Source organism: Streptomyces lydicamycinicus (assembly GCF_000829715.2).
GTDB classification, from domain to species: domain Bacteria; phylum Actinomycetota; class Actinomycetes; order Streptomycetales; family Streptomycetaceae; genus Streptomyces; species Streptomyces lydicamycinicus.
Genome location: NZ_BBNO01000009.1, coordinates 158,090 through 175,993, shown reverse-complemented (window position 1 = coordinate 175,993; position 17,904 = coordinate 158,090). Strand labels below are relative to the sequence as shown.

Here is a 17,904-nt window from a genome sequence, read left to right as displayed (position 1 = left end):
AAGTGATCAGTAGGTCAGTGCGTCGGACGCCGAGCTCTGCCAGTAGGTGACGGCGGCGTTGTCGTCCTTGTGCGTGCCCGCGGGCAGCGTGAGCTTGGCGGGGGTGCCCACCGAACCGGAGCCGTTCCGCGGAGCGAAGTGCACGGTGAGCTGCTGGGCGGTGCGGCCATGGGTGTCACCGCCGGGCTCGCCGCTGAGCTGGATCGCGGCGTAGGCGGACCGGCCCGGGGCGACGGTCACGACGGACTGCGGCTTGCTGTCCTCGATGATCCGGGTCGTGGACTGGTCGTCGTCGAAGCCCAGGAGGGGCGCGGAGTAGGCGTCGCAGGCACGGGATCCCGTGTTGGTGATCGTGAGGAGCAAGTGATTGATGGGACGCTTGACCTTGCTGACCACGGCCTTGACGTTCGCCCCCGTACAGGCACCCGACGAGCCGCTCCCGGCGCCCTGGTTCGCCCCGGCGCCGCCGGTCTTCCCGGTGCCCTTGCCCTGACCGTTGGAGGCGCCCTGCCCGGAGCCGGAGCCGGAGCCGGAGCCGGACCCGGAGCCGGACCCGGACCCGGAGCCTTCGCCGTCCGCCTTGCCGGTTCCGCCACCCTCGCCGCCCGACTGGCTCGGGGCGCCGGATTCCGGGCGTGCCGCGGACTGGCCGCCGGACGCCGCATCGCTGTCGCTCTCGCAGGCGGTCAGGGACAGAGCCGCGAGAACGACGGCGGTGGCGGCGGCTGCGGTACGGGATCGGATGGTGCGCATGATGATTCGACTTCTCCTAGTGGGGGTTCAACGGCGAATGATCAGCGAGATCACCACCGCGGCACAGATGATCAGCACGGCGACGGCGACAACATCGCTGACACACCAGCGGGTTCGCATTGGGATCTCCCGTCTCGGTGGTGCCGCTCACAGCCTGCGCGGCGGGCGCCCTGGTGCCAACAGATCCGGGACAAAGAGAGAAGCCGGAACGCTGGAACAGGCTCTGACCTGGGGAAACGACCACAGCCTGGAATGCTTTCCTGGAACGGCGGAACGAGCAGGGGAGCAGGGCGGGGACGGAAACGGCGGAGTGCGCACGGCAGTTGCGCCGGCTGACGGAGCGCTCCGGCCGTGGTGATGGCGTCCTCGCCAGGCAGTTGCACATGAGCGTGGCCACGCTGCACCGGTACGGCAACGGTGATGCCGTGCCGGGGGTTCGTCCCCGCCGGCCGTTGAGCCGGGGCGGGAACTGCCCCTTGAGCAGGCGCGGCAACTGCCCTGAGAGCGCCGGGGGAGACGGAGTTGCGGGCCCGGGGGAGGCCCTCGGAAATTTTTTTGACCCGCCACCAATCCGCGGGCGCTGCGGCTCCGAATGACGCGTGACACCTCGCCGAGGTGTTGCTGTCGAACCCGGATGACGTGCGGTCCCCCCTCCTCCGCGGAGGCCGCCGGAAAAGGAACGATCGTGATAGCCAAGCGCACCCGCCACCTCGCCGTAGTCGTCGCTCTGCCCGCCGCCCTGGCCCTCACCGTAGGCGCCTCGTCCCAGGCCGTCGCCCAGGGAGCGTTCCAGATCAACCTGGCGCAGCTGAACGACTCCGGTTCCAAGGGCACGGCGATGCTCAGCCTTCAGGGCAGGCAGCTGACCGTGAAGATCGAGTCCGAGGGGCTCGTGCCCGGTCAGCCGTCCGCCCAGCACCTCCACGGCTCCACCGACGGCCATGACTTCCACTGCCCGGACGCGAGCGACGACACGAACGGCGACGGCGTCCTCAACAACACCGAAGCCACGGTCGATTACGGCGATATCAACATCTCGCTCACCACCAAGGGGCCCACGGACATGAAGAGCGGTCTCGCCGTCGACCGGATGCCCGTGGCGAACGCGCAGGGCAAGCTCTCCTACGAGCGCACCATCCCGGTCTCCCAGGACGTGGTCGACCACATCAAGGATCTGCACATCGTGCAGCACGGCATCGACCGCAACGACAACAAGAAGTACGACTTCGAGGGCGCGGGCAAGAGCGAACTCGACCCGAAGCTCCCCCAGGAGGCCACCGCACCGACCAACTGCGGTGAGGTCCTGGGCGCCGCGGTGGGTTCCATTCCGGTCGGCGGGGTCGAGACCGGCACCGGGCCCGCTGCGGAGGACGGGGTTCCGGCCGCGGTGCTGGGCGCCGGCGGGGCAGCCCTCGTGGCGACGGCCGGTGCGCTGGCCCTCGTGCGGCGCCGGAAGACCGTCCTCGCCGCCGGGCGGGCCGGGGACAACGGGGCCGCCGCGTGAGCCGCCGGAGCGAGGACACCATGAGCGCCGTACGCCGCCGGGGCCACCGCGCCACCGGCTACGCCGTCGCCGCGGCCCTGTCGGCCGTTCTTCTCGCCGGGTGCGGAGGACAGGACGCGGCGCCGCCCCGGTCGCTCCCCGCGGGGCAGCAGCCGGGTGGCGGCGGGCAGTCGTCCGACGACACGGCAGCGGGCGGCGGCTCCGGGAGCAAGGCGGCCGCCAGCATGCCGAAGTCGGCTCCGCAACGGCTCTCCATCCCGTCGCTCCAGGTCTCCTCCACGCTGGAGACACTGGGACAGCAGAAAAACGGTGCCATGGAGACGCCCCGCGACCCCGACAAGGCGGGCTGGTACCAGCCGGGGCCCACACCCGGCTCCCAGGGGCCGGCGGTGATCGCCGGCCATGTCTCCTGGAACGGCAAGCCGTCGGTGTTCCACAAGCTGTCGTCGATGAAGCGCGGGGACACCATCGAGGTCTCCCGGCAGGACGGGAAGACGGCGAAGTTCACCGTCGACCGCATCGCCCAGTACCCGAAGAACAAGTTCCCCACGCTTGAGGTGTACAAGAACCTCGATCACGCCGGGCTCCGCCTGATCACCTGCGGCGGGGAATACGACCAGGGCCAGCACTACTACCCCGACAACGTGGTGGTGTTCGCCAGCCTCACGGGCAGCGCGTAGACCGGAGGCGTGCAGCACCGGCCGGCGGTCCGGCGCCCCCGCACGGGCGGCCGGGCCGCTCGCCGGTGCCCTGGCCGGGGGCCGGGGCGCCGGACCGTCCGTTCGGGGCGACCGCCATACTGCCAGCGATCTTTCCTCGCCCCCGAAGGGAACCTCGCGACGTGTCCTCCACCGCCCCTCTCCCCGTTACGCGCACCCGCGTCGTCATCATCGGCGCCGGTCCTGCCGGGCTCACCGTGGCGAATCTGCTGCGCACCGCCGGAGTCGACTGTGTGCTGCTGGAAGCGGAGAGCAGGGAGTTCATCGAGCAGCGGCCGCGGGCCGGGTTCATGGAGGAGTGGGTGGTGCGCGCACTGGCCCGGCGCGGGCTGGCCGACCGGCTGCTCGAACGGGCCGGCAGGCAGGGCGAGTTCGAGTTCCGGTTCGACGGGGCACGGCACACGATGCGGACCGGGGAGCTGTCGGGCCGCCGTCACTTCGTCTATCCGCAGCCGCTCCTGGTCACCGATCTCGTGGCGTCCTACGTGGACCGGGCGGGCGGCGAGGTCCGCTTCGGGGTACGCGAGGTGGCACTGCACGACATCGACAGCGACCGGCCGGCGGTGTCGTACACCGACCCGGTGACCGGTGCCCGGCACCGGATCGAGTGTGACTTCATCGCCGGCTGCGACGGCGCCCGCGGGGTGTCCCGGGCGGCCGTCCCCGACGGCCGGGCGGTCCTCACCCGCAATGACCACGGCGTCGCCTGGCTCGCTCTCCTCGCCGAGGCACCGCCGTCAGCGGACGGCGTGATCTTCGGTATCCACGAGCGCGGGTTCGGCGCCCATATGGCCCGCAGCGCCCAGGTCACCCGCTATTACCTCCAAGTCGAGCCCGGTGAGGACGCCGGGAACTGGTCGCATGAGCGGGTGTGGGACGAGCTGCGCGTCCGGCTCGCCGCCGACGGCTCCCCGCCGCTCGCCGAAGGACCGCTGATCGAGAAGGTGGTCCTGGACATGCACAACTATGTGGTGGAGCCGATGGTGTTCGGCCGCCTCCACCTGGCGGGTGACGCGGCGCATCTGGTCGCGCCGATCGCCGCGAAGGGCATGAACCTCGCGATCAATGACGCGCTGCTGCTCGGCGACGCGCTGATCGCGCACTACCAGGGCGACGACAGCGGGCTTGCCGGATATTCGGAGGCGTGTCTGCGGCGGGTCTGGCAGTACCTGGAGTTCTCGCAGTGGCTGTTCGACGTGTTGCACGGTGCCTCGTCCGGCGACCGCTTCCGGGCGGGTACGGCGCGGGCGCGGCTGCGGCGCCTGCTGGGGTCGGAGTCCGCGGCGAAGGCGTTCGCCAGGCTGTACATGGGCGAGGAAGCCGATCTGTGACGCCCTGGGGGACCGGGCGGGCGGTGTCTCCGTGGGGTGACTCACAAACCGGGGTGGGGTGGGATCCCGCGGACCTGGGTACGCGGCCTCGTGATCGCCGGGCGAGATACCGTTGAGAAGTGGTAGAAATTCGGCGAAAAGCATCGCTGAGTGAGTGAGTGAGGAGGGAGACGTATGTCATCCAAGCGTCGTCGTAAGAAGAAGGCCCGTCGCAAGAACGGTGCCAACCACGGCAAGCGGCCCCAGTCCTGAACGAAGGCTGTGACCGGACCTCGCCGATGGGGTTCTGGTGGGCTCCGCGTCTCCGCGCTTCAGCGGACGCGCGGAGCCCACAGTGCTGTGCGGCCCCGGCTCATGCCTTCGTCAGGGCCTCGGCTATCCGCAGGGAGACCTGTGCCTGGGTGGCGTCGCGCCGGGTCGGGTTGAACGAGAAGACCGCGCGGCGCTGTTGGTCCCGGGTGGCGAACATGGCCGAGCTGTAGCCGTACTGTTCGCCGGTCTTGCCCCACAGGGTGATGCCGTTCACCGTGACGGTCTGGAGGCCCGCGGCATAGCGCGCCGGGGTGCCGTCCATCATGCGGACCTTGTCCGGCGGCAGCGTGAACATCCGCTCCAGCTCATGGGGCGGCAGGAGTTCGCCCGAGAACAGGGCGGTGAGGAAGCGGTCCAGATCGCCGGTACGGGAGATCATCTCGCCCTCTCCCCAGGCGGCCGACTGGTCGAACTTGGTGATGTCCAGCAGGGAGCCGTCCGTCATCCGCAGATAGCCGTGCACATGCGGCCAGTGAATCCGTGGGTCGTTGCCGGGCACGGCCGTGTGCCGCAGGTCCAGTGGGCGCAGGATGCGGTGCGTGATCGCTTCGCCGTAGCGGCAGCCCGTGAGCCGCTCGATCAGCAGGGCCAGAAGGACGTAATTGATGCCCCGGTACTCCTGCTTGGTGCCGGGGGTGAACTTCATGGGGCCGTGCGACACCTGCGCCACGAGCTGCTCGGGCGTCCACCGGTCGTAGCGGTGCCGGGCGATGTCCTCCGGGGAGGACGGGTCGTAGGGCGGGTCCTGCTCGTCGGGGAGTCCGCTGGTGTGGTTCAGCAGCTGTGACACCGTGATCGGCGGGAACCCCGACGGCAGCAGACCGGGCAGCAGACGCTGCACCGGCTGCTCCGGCGACAGCCGGCGCTCGGCGGCGAGCTGGAGCACCACCGTCGCCACGAACACCTTGGTGATGCTGCCGATCCGGAAGGTGTCCCGCTCGTGAACCGCGCGGCCGGTGGCCCGGTCGGCGACGCCCGTGGTGCCGCACCACCGCCCGGCTGAACCACTCACCCGCAGCTGGGCCGCGGTCAGCTCCGGATGCTCCAGATCGGCGAGGGCGGCCCGCAGCGCGGGCACGTTCAGCGGAGGGACGGGGACAGGGGCGGACGGGCTCCGATGGGCCGGGCCGCCGCCCGGCGACGGGGCCGGGGCCGGGCGGGACGCGGCACCGGCCGGGCCCGCCGTCGCGGCGACCACCGCGCCGGACAGTGCGGCCCCCACAACTGCCCTGCGGGACAAGGGAGAAAGGCTCATGTCGAACAGCTTCGCGGCCGCGCGCCGCGCCGTCGTCAGGGGTCTCCCTGACCCGCCCCTGAACCACCCCGGAGACGCGCCCCGAGCCCCGCCCGATGCCGTGCCCGACGCCCAGCCGGAAACGCCCGCCGGAAGGCCCCGCCCGAGCACCGCTCCCCGCGCCGGCCGCCGTGCCCGACGCCGCCCCGGTCACCGCACCATCCCCGCCGTGGCGCCGCACCGCCCTTCCCTTCCTTCCCGCCCGTCCCGCCGCCGCGCCCGAGTAGAGGGAGCCCAGGCGGCGGTCTAGCGTGGAAGGGAGTTTCGCCTCCCAGGAGGGCCTGTTGCCATGTCTCACGGCCCGACGGACACCGCCCCCGGTGGCCGGCTGTCCCATCTCCTCGACAGCCCCGTCATCGGAATGTCGCCATGGATCGCGATGTCGGTCCTGGTCGGGCCGGGCCGTTTCGAGCTGGCCGTCTCCATAGCCCTGGCCCTTGCCGTGGCAATCGTCATCGCCGGCCGTATACGCCGTCCCGGGTCCTCCTTCAAAATTCTGGAGATTTCCGATGTGGTGTTCTTCGCGGCGATGGCCGTCATCGGCATTTTCGCCTCCCCGGGCACCCACCGCTGGCTGGAGAACTATTCGGGCGAGGTCGCGAACATCGCCCTGATGGCGATCGCCCTCGGGTCCATGGCGTGCCGGGTGCCGTTCACCCTCCAGTACGCCCGGGAACAGGTACCCCGCGAGTTCTGGGGCGAGCCCAGATTTCTGCGGACCAATTACTACATCACGGGTGCATGGGGCGCCGCATTCGCCGTGGCCGCGATTGCGGGGGCCTATGGCGACCTCGTGCTGCACCATTCCAATAACCTGTGGACGGGCTGGATCATCCAAATCGCGGCCATCATCGCGGCCTTGCAGTTCACCCAGTGGTACCCGGACGTCGCACGGGCGCGTTCACTGCGCGAACGGGGCCTGTCCGGCCCGCCCGAACCCCCGCTGAGCAGCCTGCTCATCCCGCTGGCCGGCTATCTGACTGCGGTGGGCATCGTGGTCCTCGTCAGCGGTGCCGGGCCGGTGTGGCTGGGCGTGGCGCTGATCGTGCTGGGCATAGTGCTCGTCAAATCCCTGAGCGGCGACAAAGAGGCCGAGCCCGAGGTATCACGGTGAGGGGTTGACGGCACCCGGTGCCACGTGATCTAGACTCGCTGAATGATCTTTATCGTCGTCAAGTTTCCCGTGAAGCCCGAGTACGCCGAGGAGTGGCCGCAGCACGTCGCCTCCTTCACCGAGGCCACCCGCGCCGAACCCGGCAACCTGTGGTTCGAATGGTCCCGCAGCATCGAGGACCCGAACACCTATGTCCTGGTCGAGGCATTCAAGGACGATGCCGCCGAAGCGCATGTCAATTCCGACCACTTCCGCGCCGCGATCGAGCAGATGCGCCCCCTGCTGCGCCGCACTCCCGACATCGTGAGCACCACCATCGAGGGCGCGGACGGCTGGAGTGCCATGGGCGAGATCACCATCGACTGAAGGACCGGCGACCGACCGCACGGCCACCGGCTGGACGGCAATCGGCTGAAGGGCCGTCGGCCGGAAGGCAATCGGCTCAACCGCCAAGGGCCGAGGGGCCGGAGCGCATCCGCCGCGAGGCCCGCTACTTCACCAAGTGGCTCAGGAACCAGTCCCGGGCGAGGTCGGCGACCTGTTGGAGGGCGCCGTGCTCCTCGAAGAGATGGGTGGCACCGGGAATGATCTCGACGCGGGTCTCGCAGCGCAGCGCCGCCTCGGCCTCCCGGTTGAGGTCGATGACCACATTGTCGTTGCCGCCCACGATGAGCAGCGTCGGCGCCCGTACCGCGACGAGCAGCGGTTCGGCGAGGTCGGGGCGGCCACCGCGGGACACCACGGCGCCGACGTCGGCACCGGGCGTGGCGGCGGCCCACAGCGCCGCCGCGGCGCCGGTGCTCGCGCCGAAGTAGCCGATCGGCAGGGCGGTGCGGTCGCGCAGCCAGCCGGTGGCGGCCGTCAGCCGGTCGGCGAGGGTGCCGATGTCGAAGACGTTCGACCGGTGGGCCTCCTCCGCCGGGGTGAGCAGGTCGAAGAGCAGGGTGCCCAGGCCCGCCTCGTTCAGGGCCGCGGCGACCAGCCGGTTGCGCGGGCTGTGCCGGCTGCTGCCCGAGCCGTGCGCGAACATCACCACCGCACGGGCGCCGGCCGGCAGGTGGAGGTCCCCGGTCAGCCGGACCCCGGCGGCGTCGATCGCCACCTCCTCCTCGACGTCCTTGTCCGCCGTGGCCTCCGCGCCCGGCGCGGACCGCTCCGGCCCGGGGCCGGCCGCGGCCTGCGCCAGCAGCGCCACCACCTCGTCGTCGGGGGTCTGGGAGAAGTCCTGGTACCACTCACCGACGGCGGAGAAGGCGAACGGGGTGGAGAGGCAGACGAATTCATCGGCCGCGGTGCGCAGCCGCTCCGCCGCGTCCGGAGGCGCCACGGGGACGGCGAGCACCACACGGGCCGCGCCCTGTGCGCGGACCACCTGGCACGCGGCCGCCGCGGTGGCGCCGGTGGCGATCCCGTCGTCCACCACGATCGCCGTCCGGCCTTCGAGGGAGAGCCGCGGCCGTCCGGCACGGAAACGCTCCGCCTGACGGGCGAGTTCGGCCGCCTCGGCATGCTCCACGGAAGCCAGATCCGCCTGTTCGAGCCGGCCCCGGCGGACGATGTCGTCGCTGATCACCCGCACGCCGCCCTCACCGATGGCACCGAATCCCAGCTCGCGCTGGTACGGCACCCCGAGTTTGCGGACCACGATCACATCGAGCGGCGCCTTGAGCGCCCGCGCCACTTGGAAGGCCACCGGGACCCCGCCACGGGGCAGGCCCAGCACAACGGGTTCTTCCCCCTCCAGGTGCTGTAGCGCTTCGGCGAGGCGGCGCCCCGCGTCCGCGCGGTCAGTGAACAGCACAGTGTGCACCCCCTAGCCAGGGGAGACGGAAGCTGCGTTCACACCTCACTTCGAAATAACCCCATCCACGGCTCCTTCGCAAGTCGGACGGTGGACGGGACCCGGCCGTCCGCCCGGCCCCGGCCGACCGTGGTTACCGTCGGCATATGGAAGGAATCAGAGCGGTTCTGATCGATATCGACGGTGTGCTCACCGTGTCCTGGAAGGCGCTGCCCGGCGCCGTCGCAGCCATGGCGCGGCTGCGCGCGGCCGGGCTCCCGCTGCTGCTGGTCACCAACACCACCTCACGGACCCGCGCCGTGGTCGCCGGGCGGCTGGCCCGGGAGGGCTTTCCCGTAGGCGTCGACGACATTCTGACCGCACCCGCCGCCACCGCCGCCTACCTGCGCGATCACCATCCGGACGCGCGCTGTCTGCTGATCAACAGCGGCGAGGTCCGGGCCGATCTGGCCGGTGTGGAGCTCGTTGAGGAGGGGGCCGGCGGAGCGGGCCGGGCCGCGCCGGACGTGGTGGTGTTCGGCGGTGCGGGCGAGGAATTCGGCTATGCGGCCCTCAACACCGCGTTTCGCCACCTCCAGCGCGGTGCCCGGCTGGTCGCCATGCACCGCAATCTGTACTGGCGTACGGCGGACGGGCTCGACCTGGACACCGGGGCCTTTCTGCCGGGCCTGGAACGGGCCGCCGGTGTCGAGGCGGTGGTCACCGGCAAACCGGCCGAGGCGTTCTTCGCCACCGCCCTGGCGCAGCTCGGCGCCCCGGCGTCGGAAACGCTGATGGTGGGCGACGACATCGAGTCCGATGTGCTGGCGGCCCAGCGCTGCGGGCTCACCGGGGTGCTCGTCAAGACCGGCAAATATCTGCCGGAAACCCATCGCGCGGCCACCGGCACCCCGGACCGGGTGCTCGACTCCTTCGCCGATCTGCCCGCCCTGCTCGGTCTGCCCGGCGCGCCGGAGCGGCCCGCCCCGTGAGCCGGGGTGCGGTACCGCTCCCCGGAACTCACCCCGCGGCGGCCGCCCCGGCGCGCCGGTAGTGGAGCAGGACGACGCCGTTGCCGAAGGTCCGGGTCCCGGCGAGTTCCAGGCCGGTCCTGGTGTCCGACGCCCGGAACAGGGGCGTGCCCCGCCCGAGGATGACCGGATGGACGTAGAGGCGGTACTCGTCGATCAGATCGTGCTCCCGGAAGGACGCGGCGAGGTCGGCGCCACCGAGCGTCATATCGCCGCCCGGCTGTGCCTTGAGCGCCATGATCTCCTCGGGGACGACCTCCCGCATGAGCGTGGTGTGGTACCCGCCGGCCTGCTCCAGGGTCCGGGAGAACACGATCTTGGGCATGTCCCGCCAGATCCCGGCGAATTCAGCCATGGGGCCGGTGATTGCGGGATCGGCGTCGGCCGTGGGCCAGAATCCGGCCATCAGTTCATGGGTGATCCGCCCGCTCAGGAAGGCGCCCATCTGCCGCAGCTGGTCGTTGACGTACCGGTGCAGCTCGTCATCGACCAGGTGCCAGTCGAGCTCGCGGTCCGGGCCCTCGATGAAGCCGTCGAGGGACACCGACAGCCACACAATGATCTTTCTCATCGCGGTCCTCGCAGAGGTCGTCGGGGCCGGGCCGGCACCGGCCGGACGGCTCCAGTGTGCCCGGCGCCGGCGCGGTGGTGGCCGCAGGCGTGCCTACGGCGTGCCGGGGCGAGGGCGCCGGTCAGGGCGGGCCGGCGAGCAGTGCCGCGATCTCCGGCGCCGTCCAGTGGCCGTCGGCCCCCGGGCAGCCGGCGAGATAGGCGGCGGCCCGGCGGGCGCTCCATCCGTGGGAGGCGACGAGACCGGCCGCGATATGCCGCAGATAGGCGGCCGACGGTGCGTTCATGGTGATGTCCCGGCTGCTCCACGGGGCGGTGAAGGTCAGCACCGGGTAGCCGTCCAGCAGTCCGGCGCACACCAGCGTCTCGTACCGTCCGGGGCCGATCCGGGCCCGCCCGCGGGTGACGGCCTCCGTGAGATCGAGGTCCTCGCCGGGCTCCCGGTACATCTCCTGAGCGGCGATGTCGGAGAACTGGGAGAGCGTCAGCAGGTAGGCACGGGAGGGCAGTTCACCGCCCCGGGTCGGGGTGGCATCGGGGTCGTAGAAGGCCCGGCCGCCGGTCCACACCTCCGATGTGGTGGCGAAGTAGAGCAGCCCCGGCAGCATGACCGGGGCCATGCGCGCGGGGCCGCGGGGGTCCCGGCAGCCCGGGTAGCTGCGCAGCCCACCGGCCGGCCGGCCGCCGGCCAGGTAGGCGGTCAGCCGGTCGAGATGCATGTTGGAGCCGTACGCGGCGTACCACAGGCGGCGGACGGGGGTGCGGCGCCGGACGGCTTCGGGGGAGTCGTCCAGGGCTTCGAGGCGTCGGGGCCTGGTCACGCTCTCACGCTACGCGGACCGGCCCGAGGGTGCGGCGCGGACGGGCGACCGGGCGGCCGCGGTGAACCTGGCTTGATCGTTACCACCCCGGGTTTTGCCGCGGAGGGTCTGGAGATGCGCACTGCACGGACCGGAACGCGCCGGTCCGCAGGGCAACCGGTGGCCGGTCAACGGCCGGATGCCGGGGGACGGAGTCACTATGGCGGACAAGGTGTCAGGGCGCACCGACACGGAGATACCCAGGGGCAGGACGGCGGGCCGCGACCCCGTACCCGCGCCGGACGCGAGCCGGCGCCGGATGCTCGCGGTCACGACAGCGGCCGGGCTCGGACTGCTCACGGCCTGCGCGGGCACGTCCTCACGTGCCGATTCCGCCTCCAGGGCCTCACCGCCGGGGCGGCCGGGGTCCTCCCCGTCGGCCGGGACCGGTTCCCCGGGCCCGTCCGGCTCCGCGCCCCCGGGCCGCCCGAAGAAGCGACGCCATCCGGAACTCCCGCGTGGCGGACGGGAATTGTTCCCGCGATACCGGCTGGCCGGGTTCTGTGGTCTGCCCGGCGCCGCGGCGCTCGGCCGGCTCGGGACCGGTGACCCCGTGCGGCGGGCCGCCGAGGCGGAGAAGGTGGCGCACTCCTTCGCCGCGGGGCGCGAACCGCTGCCGGTCCTCGAACTCCTGGCGACGGTCGCCAACTCCGCGGCAGGACCGGACGGTAAGTACCGCTCACGCACGCCCGCCGCCACCATCCGCCGTTTCCACCGGGTGGCGCGCGACCGCCGCGGGCTGCTGCTGTTGAACATCCAGCCGGGGCGTGCCGCGGTACTCGACGAGGTCAAGGCGCTGCGCGACTGGCTCGTCCACCCGGACGTGGGGGTCGCCCTGGACCCGGAGTGGGAGATGGGCTCCGGCGAGGTGCCGGGCGACACCTACGGGCATACCGACGGCCATGAGCTGACGAAGGTCGCCCGGTATCTGTCCGGCCTGGTCGAGGAGCACGATCTGCCGCAGAAACCGCTGGTGTTCCACCAGGTCGCCACGTCCGTCGTGGGCGAGCAGTCGGCGCTGCGCCCTCAGCCCGGTGTGGCGCTGATCAAGAGCGCCGACGGTATCGGCTCGCCCGGCCTGAAGCGCGGCACCTGGCGCAAGCTGGTCCACGATCTGCCCGACGGTCTGCACACCGGTTTCAAGCTCTTCTACGAGGAGGACGCCGAGGGCAGCCGCCTCATGACGCCGAAGGAGGTACTGGCCCTCCGGCCGCAGCCGGAGTACGTGATGTACGAGTGAGCCGCCCGGAACGCTTCGGGTCCGGACGGCTCGGGCGTGCCCCCAGGGGGCCGACGGTAGCGGCCCGCCGGGCGACGGAACGGGTGCCGTCGCCCGGCGGGCCGTGATACGTCGTCAGTAGGCGTGCCGGTCGGCCCGGTTGGTCCATGCCGCATACGCATGGGCGCCCAGCTCGGGGTGGATCTGTTCGATCTTGATCCGCCGCTCGCCGAGGGGCCGCTTGAAGTCCTCGTACTGGAACGAGTCGTCGAAGCCGATCCGCGCGGTGTCCTCCAGGTCGCAGCTGTAGTACACGGCGTCCATCCGCGACCAGTAGATGGCGCTCATACACATCGGGCAGGGGGCGCCGCTGATGTAGATCGAGCAGCCCTGGAGCATCCGGGCGCGTTCCGGCAGCGGGTCCGGTGAACCCTCGGGCCGGGCGACGTACTCCAGCGTGCTCTCGTTCTGATGCTCCACCGCGATTGACGGAGCCTCAGGGTTGAGGACCTGGATGGCTTTGCTGATGGTCTGCATCTCGGCGTGAGCGGTGGGGTCGCCGGTCAGCAGAACGCGGTTCTGCCCGCGGGCGAGGATCTCGCCGTTGCGTGTGATCACCGCGCCGAACGGGCCGCCCCAGCCGTTCTCCACGGATTCCGTGGCCAGCCGTACGGCCTCTGCGAGGAGTTCTTTGTCTTCCATCACGGACTCTCCGATCGGCATCGATTCCTCAGCGTCCTCTGCGGAACGGACGGCATAAATGCCCAATTTGCCCGGTAATTCCCCTATGAACTAGGCTACTCGATGTGAGTTCCCGTGCAAGCCGTGACCCCATGGCGCTCAACGCCACCGTTGTGACCTCGCAGAAGGTGCGCGAGGGCCGGGCCGACGAGTATCAGCGCTGGCAGAACCGGGTGAATCAGGCGGCCGGTGAATTCAAGGGTTTCGTGGGCGCCGAGGTATATCCGCCGGGCGCCGGCGAAGCCAATGAATGGGTGGCCGTATTCCGCTTTTCCGCCATGGATTATTTGACCGCATGGCTGGATTCGGACCGGCGGCAGGATTTGCTGGACGAAGCGCGCGGACTCTTCGAGAGCCCCCCGACGCACGAGGTGCTCCAGGGCGGCACCCCCGCCCAGCCGGCTCCGGAGGCGGTCACGGCCGTGATCTCCCACGAGGTGAAGCCGGGCTGCGAAGAGGGATTTGTGAGCTGGCAGCAGAAGACTCTCAAGGAGCAGGAGAAGGCGCCGGGCTTCATGGGGTCGGAGCTGTTCGAGCCGGTGGCGGGCGTGCAGGACAACTGGGTTGTGGTCTTCCGGTTCGAGTCGCGTGCCTACCTCGACGACTGGCTCACCTCCGACGTACGCAGCAAGCTGCTGGAGGAGGGGAGCAAATACTTCACCTCCTACGACGTACGCAAGGTGGGTTCGTCGTTCAGCGGCTGGTTCACGTTCGACCACGGCGAGGACCAGAGCGCGCCGCCCAACTGGAAACAGGCCATGTCCGTTCTGCTGGCGCTCTATCCGACGGTGATGGTGCTCAATCTGACCGTGGGATACGGGCTGGAGAAGCTCGGAATCCGGGAGTACATCGGGCTGTTCCTCTCCAATGTGCTGAGCGTCAGCGCACTGACCTGGCTGCTGATGCCGACCGTGAACCGGGCGCTCGCCTTCTGGCTGGTGCCCGCCCGCGCCCGCACCCGCCGGGTGCAGGTGACCGGTGTCGCGGTGATGCTGCTCTGCTACGTGGTGTCCATCGGCGTCTTCGGCCTGATCACCGGCCAGATCTGGTGAGGAGGAGGCGGCGATGCGCCCACGGGCACCGGCGGTTGGGGCGGACATCGAGGGCACGCTGATCCGGCGGGCCGACCGCGGCTACGAGGACGCCCGTACCGGCGCGGTGTGGAACGAGGTCACGCCCCCGCGGTTCCCCGAACTCATCGTGCGGGCCGCCACGGAAGCGGACGTCGTACACGCCGTCACCTGGGCCCGTGCCCAGGGCCTGCGGGTCTCGATGCGCTCCGGCGGGCACAACTGGTCCGGCTCGCCCCTCCGCGACGGGGGCCTGCTGCTCGACCTCTCCGGGCTCCGGCAGTGCGCCCTCACGCCCGCCCAGGGCACCGACCCGGCCACCGCCACCGTCGGCCCCGCGGCCACCGGCCACGACTTGGTCGCCGCCCTCACCCCGCACGACCTGGCCTTCCCCGTCGGGCACTGCCCCACGGTGGCGGTCGGCGGATTCCTGCTCAGCGGCGGTCTCGGCTGGAACTCCCGTGCCTGGGGGGCGTCCTGCGCCGATGTGCGGGAGATCCGGGCCGTCACCGCCGACGGGCGGACGGTCACCTGTAGCGACACCGAGCACCCCGATCTCTTCTGGGCCGCCCGGGGCGCCGGGCCGGGCTTCTGCGCGGCCGTCACCGGCTTCCGCCTCGCCCTGCACCCGCACCCGGCCTCGATGGTGATGACCAGCCTCACCTTCCCGCTGGCCGATGTCAGGCCGGTGACGGAGTGGGCGGAGCCGATCGCGCGCCGCCTCCCGCCGTACGTCGAGACCGCCTTCGTCCTCGCGGCCTCCGGCCCGCCGACCGCCAGTGCTCCCCGGGGGCCCCGGATCACGGTCGCCGCCACCGCGTTCGCCACCACCGAGCACGAGGCCCGGCAGGCGCTGGAGCCGTTCGCCGACTGTCCTTTCGGCGAATGCGCCGTCACCCGGCAACTGCCCACGCCGGTGTCCTTCGCCGCGCTGCACGACGGCGCGGCAGCCATCTGGCCGCCCGCACACCGGTATGCGGCGGACACCCTGTGGTCGCCGGAGAGCCACGCCACCCAGCTGCCCCGGATCGCCGACGCGGTCGCCCACGCCCCCTCCGGGAAGTCCCTGGTGCTCTCGCCCGTGCAGCCGGTCTCCCAGGAACCCGCACTGCTGCGGAACATGGCCTTCGCCCCGCTCGGCGCGTCCTATCTCGTCTGCTACGCGGTCTGGGACGACCCGGCCGGCGACCGGGACCACGCGCGCTGGCTGCGGGACGCCATGGCCGCCGCCGACCCGCGGGGCGAGGGCTGCCACTACATCGCCGAGACGGACCTGGAGGCCGATCCCGCACGGGCCCGGCGCTCCTATACCCCCGCCACCTGGGACCGTCTCCAGGAGATCAAGGCGCAGTGGGACCCGGAAAACCTCTTCCACTCCTACCTCGCCCCCTGACGCCACCGGGGCGGGGCGGGGAACTGCGGTCAGGGGAAGCGGGGGCGGCGCGGTGGGGGCACCATGGCCCTATGCTGCTGGCGCATCTCGCACGGGTATCGGGAGAGGTCGCCGCGACGCCGGCGCGTTCGCGGAAGATCGCGCTGCTGGCCGGGCTGTTCCGGGCCGCGGCACCGGAGGACGTCCCGGTGGTCATCCCGTATCTCGCCGGACGGCTGCCGCAGGGGCGGATCGGGGTCGGCTGGAGCGTGCTGCGCGAACCGGTGCCGGCCGCGGACCGCGCCACGCTGACCGTACGCGACGTGGATATCGCGCTGACCGCCCTGGCGCGGGTTTCCGGAGCCGGGGCGCAGGGCGAGCGGCGCGCACTCGTCCGGGAGCTGCTGGCCGCGGCGACCGCGGAGGAGCAGCGGTTCCTGACCGGTCTGCTCACCGGCGAGGTACGGCAGGGCGCGCTGGACGCCATCGCGGCCGAAGGGCTCGCCGCCGCGACCGAGGTGCCCGCGGCGGACGTACGGCGCGCCGTGATGCTGGCGGGCTCGCTGCCGGACGTGGCGCGGGCGCTGCTCGCCGAGGGACCGGCGGCGCTCGCGGACTTCCGGCTCACCGTCGGCCGGCCCGTCGGGCCGATGCTGGCGCACAGCGCCAAGTCGGTGGCCGAGGCGGTCGACCGGCTCGGGGCCTGTGCCGTGGAGGAGAAGCTCGACGGCATCCGCGTCCAGGTGCACCGCGACGGGCCGGACGTCCGGATCCACACCCGCACCCTGGACGAGGTCACCGACCGGCTCCCCGAGGTCACCGCCGTCGCCCGGGAGCTGCCGGCCGGCCGCTTCATCCTCGACGGCGAGGTGATCGCCCTGGACGGCGCGGGCCGGCCGGTGCCGTTCCAGCGGGTCGCCGGACGGTTCGGCTCGCGGGTGGACGTCTCCGCCGCGCAGGCCGCGCTGCCGCTGTCCCCGGTCTTCTTCGACGTACTGTCGGTCGACGGCCGCGACCTGCTGGAACTGCCCGGCGAGCAGCGGTATGCGGAGCTGGCCCGGCTGGTCCCCGAGCCGCTGCGGGTGCGCCGCCAGGTGGTCGGCGACCCCGCCGACGACGCCGCCCGCGCCGCCGCGGAGGAGTTCTGGGCCGAGACGCTGCGCCGGGGACATGAGGGCGTCGTGGTCAAGGCGCTGGACGCCCCCTACAGCGCGGGCCGCCGCGGCGCCGCCTGGCTGAAGGTCAAGCCCGTGCACACCCTGGACCTGGTGGTGCTGGCCGCGGAGTGGGGCCACGGCCGGCGCACCGGGAAGCTGTCCAACCTCCACCTCGGGGCCCGGGACCCGGACGGCGGCTTCGTCATGCTGGGCAAGACCTTCAAGGGGCTCACCGACGCCACCCTCGGCTGGCAGACCGAGCGCCTTCGGGAGCTCGCGGTGGCGGACAACGGCCATGTCGTGACGGTGCGTCCGGAACTCGTCGTCGAGATCGCCTACGACGGGCTCCAGACCTCCTCGCGCTACCCGGCGGGCGTGACCCTGCGCTTCGCACGGGTGGTGCGCTACCGGGAGGACAAGACCGCGGCCGAGGCGGACACCGTCGAGACGGTGCTCACCGCGCACGACGGCGGGGCCTCGTAGCGCCATGGCCGGGAAGCGCAGTGCCGGGCTGCTGCTGTACCGGGGCACGGCGACCGGGGTCGAGGTGCTGCTGGCGCACATGGGCGGGCCGTTGTGGGAGCGGCGGGACGCGGGGGCGTGGACCGTGCCCAAAGGCGAGTACGTACCGCCGGAGGAGGCGTGGGACGCGGCCCGGCGGGAGTTCGAGGAGGAGCTGGGCGTGCCGCCGCCCGACGGGCCCGGTCTCCCGCTGGGCGAGATCCGGCAGTCGGGCGGCAAGGTGGTGACCGCCTGGGCCGTCGAGAGCGATCTCGATCCGGAGCGCGTGGTGCCCGGCACCTTCGAGATGGAGTGGCCGCGCGGCTCCGGGGTGATCGGCACCTTCCCCGAGATCGACCGGGTGGCCTGGTGGGGCCCGGACGAGGCGCGAGCGCGGCTGGTGACGGGCCAGCGGGTGTTCCTGGAGCGGCTGGCGGAACGGCTCGCGAGCGGGGCCTGACCGCGGGTGCCGCGCACTCCCCGGCTTCACCACCCGCGCAGGCGGCATGCAACCACTCGCCCTGGACACCCCCGTTCCCCACCCGTCAGTCTGGCGGCGGGGGCCGTGCCACCAGG

General features: G+C 71.7%; 18 protein-coding genes. 12 read left to right on the top strand and 6 right to left on the bottom strand.

Annotated elements, in window-relative coordinates; genetic code table 11:
* Positions 1 to 6: 6 nt before the first annotated feature.
* Positions 7 to 753: a DUF4232 domain-containing protein gene (locus TU31_RS30125; protein WP_042160390.1), complete on the bottom strand. Its 747-nt coding sequence runs from the start codon at positions 751 to 753 to the stop codon at positions 7 to 9.
* A gap of 685 nt (positions 754 to 1,438) precedes the next feature.
* Between TU31_RS30125 and TU31_RS30120 the strand changes: the two genes are divergently transcribed.
* The 4 genes from TU31_RS30120 (at position 1,439) to TU31_RS40690 (ending at position 4,559) form a co-directional block, all read left to right on the top strand.
* Positions 1,439 to 2,257 (top strand): GVDTG sorting domain-containing protein, encoded by an 819-nt coding sequence (locus TU31_RS30120; protein ID WP_078886055.1) that lies wholly within the window; start codon positions 1,439 to 1,441, stop codon positions 2,255 to 2,257.
* Between the two features lie 20 nt (positions 2,258 to 2,277).
* Positions 2,278 to 2,937, top strand: coding sequence for a class F sortase (locus TU31_RS30115; RefSeq protein WP_042160386.1), 660 nt, complete (start codon positions 2,278 to 2,280; stop codon positions 2,935 to 2,937).
* A 161-nt stretch (positions 2,938 to 3,098) separates the two neighbouring features.
* The gene (locus TU31_RS30110) at positions 3,099 to 4,307 is read left to right on the top strand and encodes a 4-hydroxybenzoate 3-monooxygenase (protein ID WP_042160384.1); all 1,209 of its coding nucleotides are present in this window, start codon (positions 3,099 to 3,101) and stop codon (positions 4,305 to 4,307) included.
* A 174-nt stretch (positions 4,308 to 4,481) separates the two neighbouring features.
* Positions 4,482 to 4,559 (top strand): 50S ribosomal protein bL37, encoded by a 78-nt coding sequence (locus tag TU31_RS40690; RefSeq protein WP_370454205.1) that lies wholly within the window; start codon positions 4,482 to 4,484, stop codon positions 4,557 to 4,559.
* Between the two features lie 100 nt (positions 4,560 to 4,659).
* On the opposite strand, the gene TU31_RS30105 is transcribed toward TU31_RS40690, so the two are convergent.
* Positions 4,660 to 5,874: a serine hydrolase domain-containing protein gene (locus TU31_RS30105; protein ID WP_042160382.1), complete on the bottom strand. Its 1,215-nt coding sequence runs from the start codon at positions 5,872 to 5,874 to the stop codon at positions 4,660 to 4,662.
* A gap of 328 nt (positions 5,875 to 6,202) precedes the next feature.
* Here TU31_RS30105 and TU31_RS30100 point away from each other — a divergent pair, with 328 nt between their 5' ends.
* The gene (locus TU31_RS30100; RefSeq protein ID WP_042160380.1) at positions 6,203 to 7,027 is read left to right on the top strand and encodes a hypothetical protein; all 825 of its coding nucleotides are present in this window, start codon (positions 6,203 to 6,205) and stop codon (positions 7,025 to 7,027) included.
* A gap of 42 nt (positions 7,028 to 7,069) precedes the next feature.
* The gene (locus TU31_RS30095) at positions 7,070 to 7,393 is read left to right on the top strand and encodes a putative quinol monooxygenase (RefSeq protein ID WP_042160378.1); all 324 of its coding nucleotides are present in this window, start codon (positions 7,070 to 7,072) and stop codon (positions 7,391 to 7,393) included.
* Positions 7,394 to 7,517: 124 nt separating this feature from the next.
* On the opposite strand, the gene TU31_RS30090 is transcribed toward TU31_RS30095, so the two are convergent.
* Positions 7,518 to 8,828 (bottom strand): phosphoribosyltransferase family protein, encoded by a 1,311-nt coding sequence (locus TU31_RS30090; protein ID WP_042160686.1) that lies wholly within the window; start codon positions 8,826 to 8,828, stop codon positions 7,518 to 7,520.
* Between the two features lie 146 nt (positions 8,829 to 8,974).
* Between TU31_RS30090 and TU31_RS30085 the strand changes: the two genes are divergently transcribed.
* Complete coding sequence (locus tag TU31_RS30085) at positions 8,975 to 9,799, top strand: TIGR01458 family HAD-type hydrolase (protein ID WP_042160376.1); 825 nt, start codon at positions 8,975 to 8,977, stop codon at positions 9,797 to 9,799.
* 28 nt (positions 9,800 to 9,827) lie between these two features.
* On the opposite strand, the gene TU31_RS30080 is transcribed toward TU31_RS30085, so the two are convergent.
* Both TU31_RS30080 and TU31_RS30075 read right to left on the bottom strand, forming a co-directional pair.
* Entirely contained in the window at positions 9,828 to 10,409 is a 582-nt protein-coding gene (locus TU31_RS30080) for a dihydrofolate reductase family protein (RefSeq protein ID WP_042160374.1), read from the bottom strand.
* 121 nt (positions 10,410 to 10,530) lie between these two features.
* Positions 10,531 to 11,229: a histone deacetylase gene (locus TU31_RS30075; protein WP_181018700.1), complete on the bottom strand. Its 699-nt coding sequence runs from the start codon at positions 11,227 to 11,229 to the stop codon at positions 10,531 to 10,533.
* 511 nt (positions 11,230 to 11,740) lie between these two features.
* Between TU31_RS30075 and TU31_RS30070 the strand changes: the two genes are divergently transcribed.
* Positions 11,741 to 12,508, top strand: a complete 768-nt coding sequence (locus TU31_RS30070; RefSeq protein WP_042160373.1) for a hypothetical protein — start codon at positions 11,741 to 11,743, stop codon at positions 12,506 to 12,508.
* Positions 12,509 to 12,622: 114 nt separating this feature from the next.
* Here the strand turns inward: TU31_RS30070 and TU31_RS30065 are convergent, their stop codons facing one another.
* Positions 12,623 to 13,189, bottom strand: a complete 567-nt coding sequence (locus tag TU31_RS30065) for a nucleoside deaminase (RefSeq protein WP_042160682.1) — start codon at positions 13,187 to 13,189, stop codon at positions 12,623 to 12,625.
* A 104-nt stretch (positions 13,190 to 13,293) separates the two neighbouring features.
* On the opposite strand from TU31_RS30065, the gene TU31_RS30060 reads away from it, so the two are divergent.
* The 4 genes from TU31_RS30060 (at position 13,294) to TU31_RS30045 (ending at position 17,788) form a co-directional block, all read left to right on the top strand.
* Positions 13,294 to 14,280 carry an antibiotic biosynthesis monooxygenase gene (locus TU31_RS30060; RefSeq protein ID WP_245698882.1) on the top strand — a complete coding sequence of 329 codons (987 nt, stop codon included), beginning with the start codon at positions 13,294 to 13,296 and terminating at the stop codon, positions 14,278 to 14,280.
* 13 nt (positions 14,281 to 14,293) lie between these two features.
* Positions 14,294 to 15,691 carry an FAD-binding oxidoreductase gene (locus TU31_RS30055; protein WP_042160370.1) on the top strand — a complete coding sequence of 466 codons (1,398 nt, stop codon included), beginning with the start codon at positions 14,294 to 14,296 and terminating at the stop codon, positions 15,689 to 15,691.
* A gap of 71 nt (positions 15,692 to 15,762) precedes the next feature.
* Positions 15,763 to 17,310: an ATP-dependent DNA ligase gene (locus tag TU31_RS30050; RefSeq protein ID WP_042160368.1), complete on the top strand. Its 1,548-nt coding sequence runs from the start codon at positions 15,763 to 15,765 to the stop codon at positions 17,308 to 17,310.
* A 4-nt stretch (positions 17,311 to 17,314) separates the two neighbouring features.
* Positions 17,315 to 17,788 (top strand): NUDIX hydrolase, encoded by a 474-nt coding sequence (locus tag TU31_RS30045; RefSeq protein WP_042160366.1) that lies wholly within the window; start codon positions 17,315 to 17,317, stop codon positions 17,786 to 17,788.
* Positions 17,789 to 17,904 lie beyond the last annotated feature (116 nt).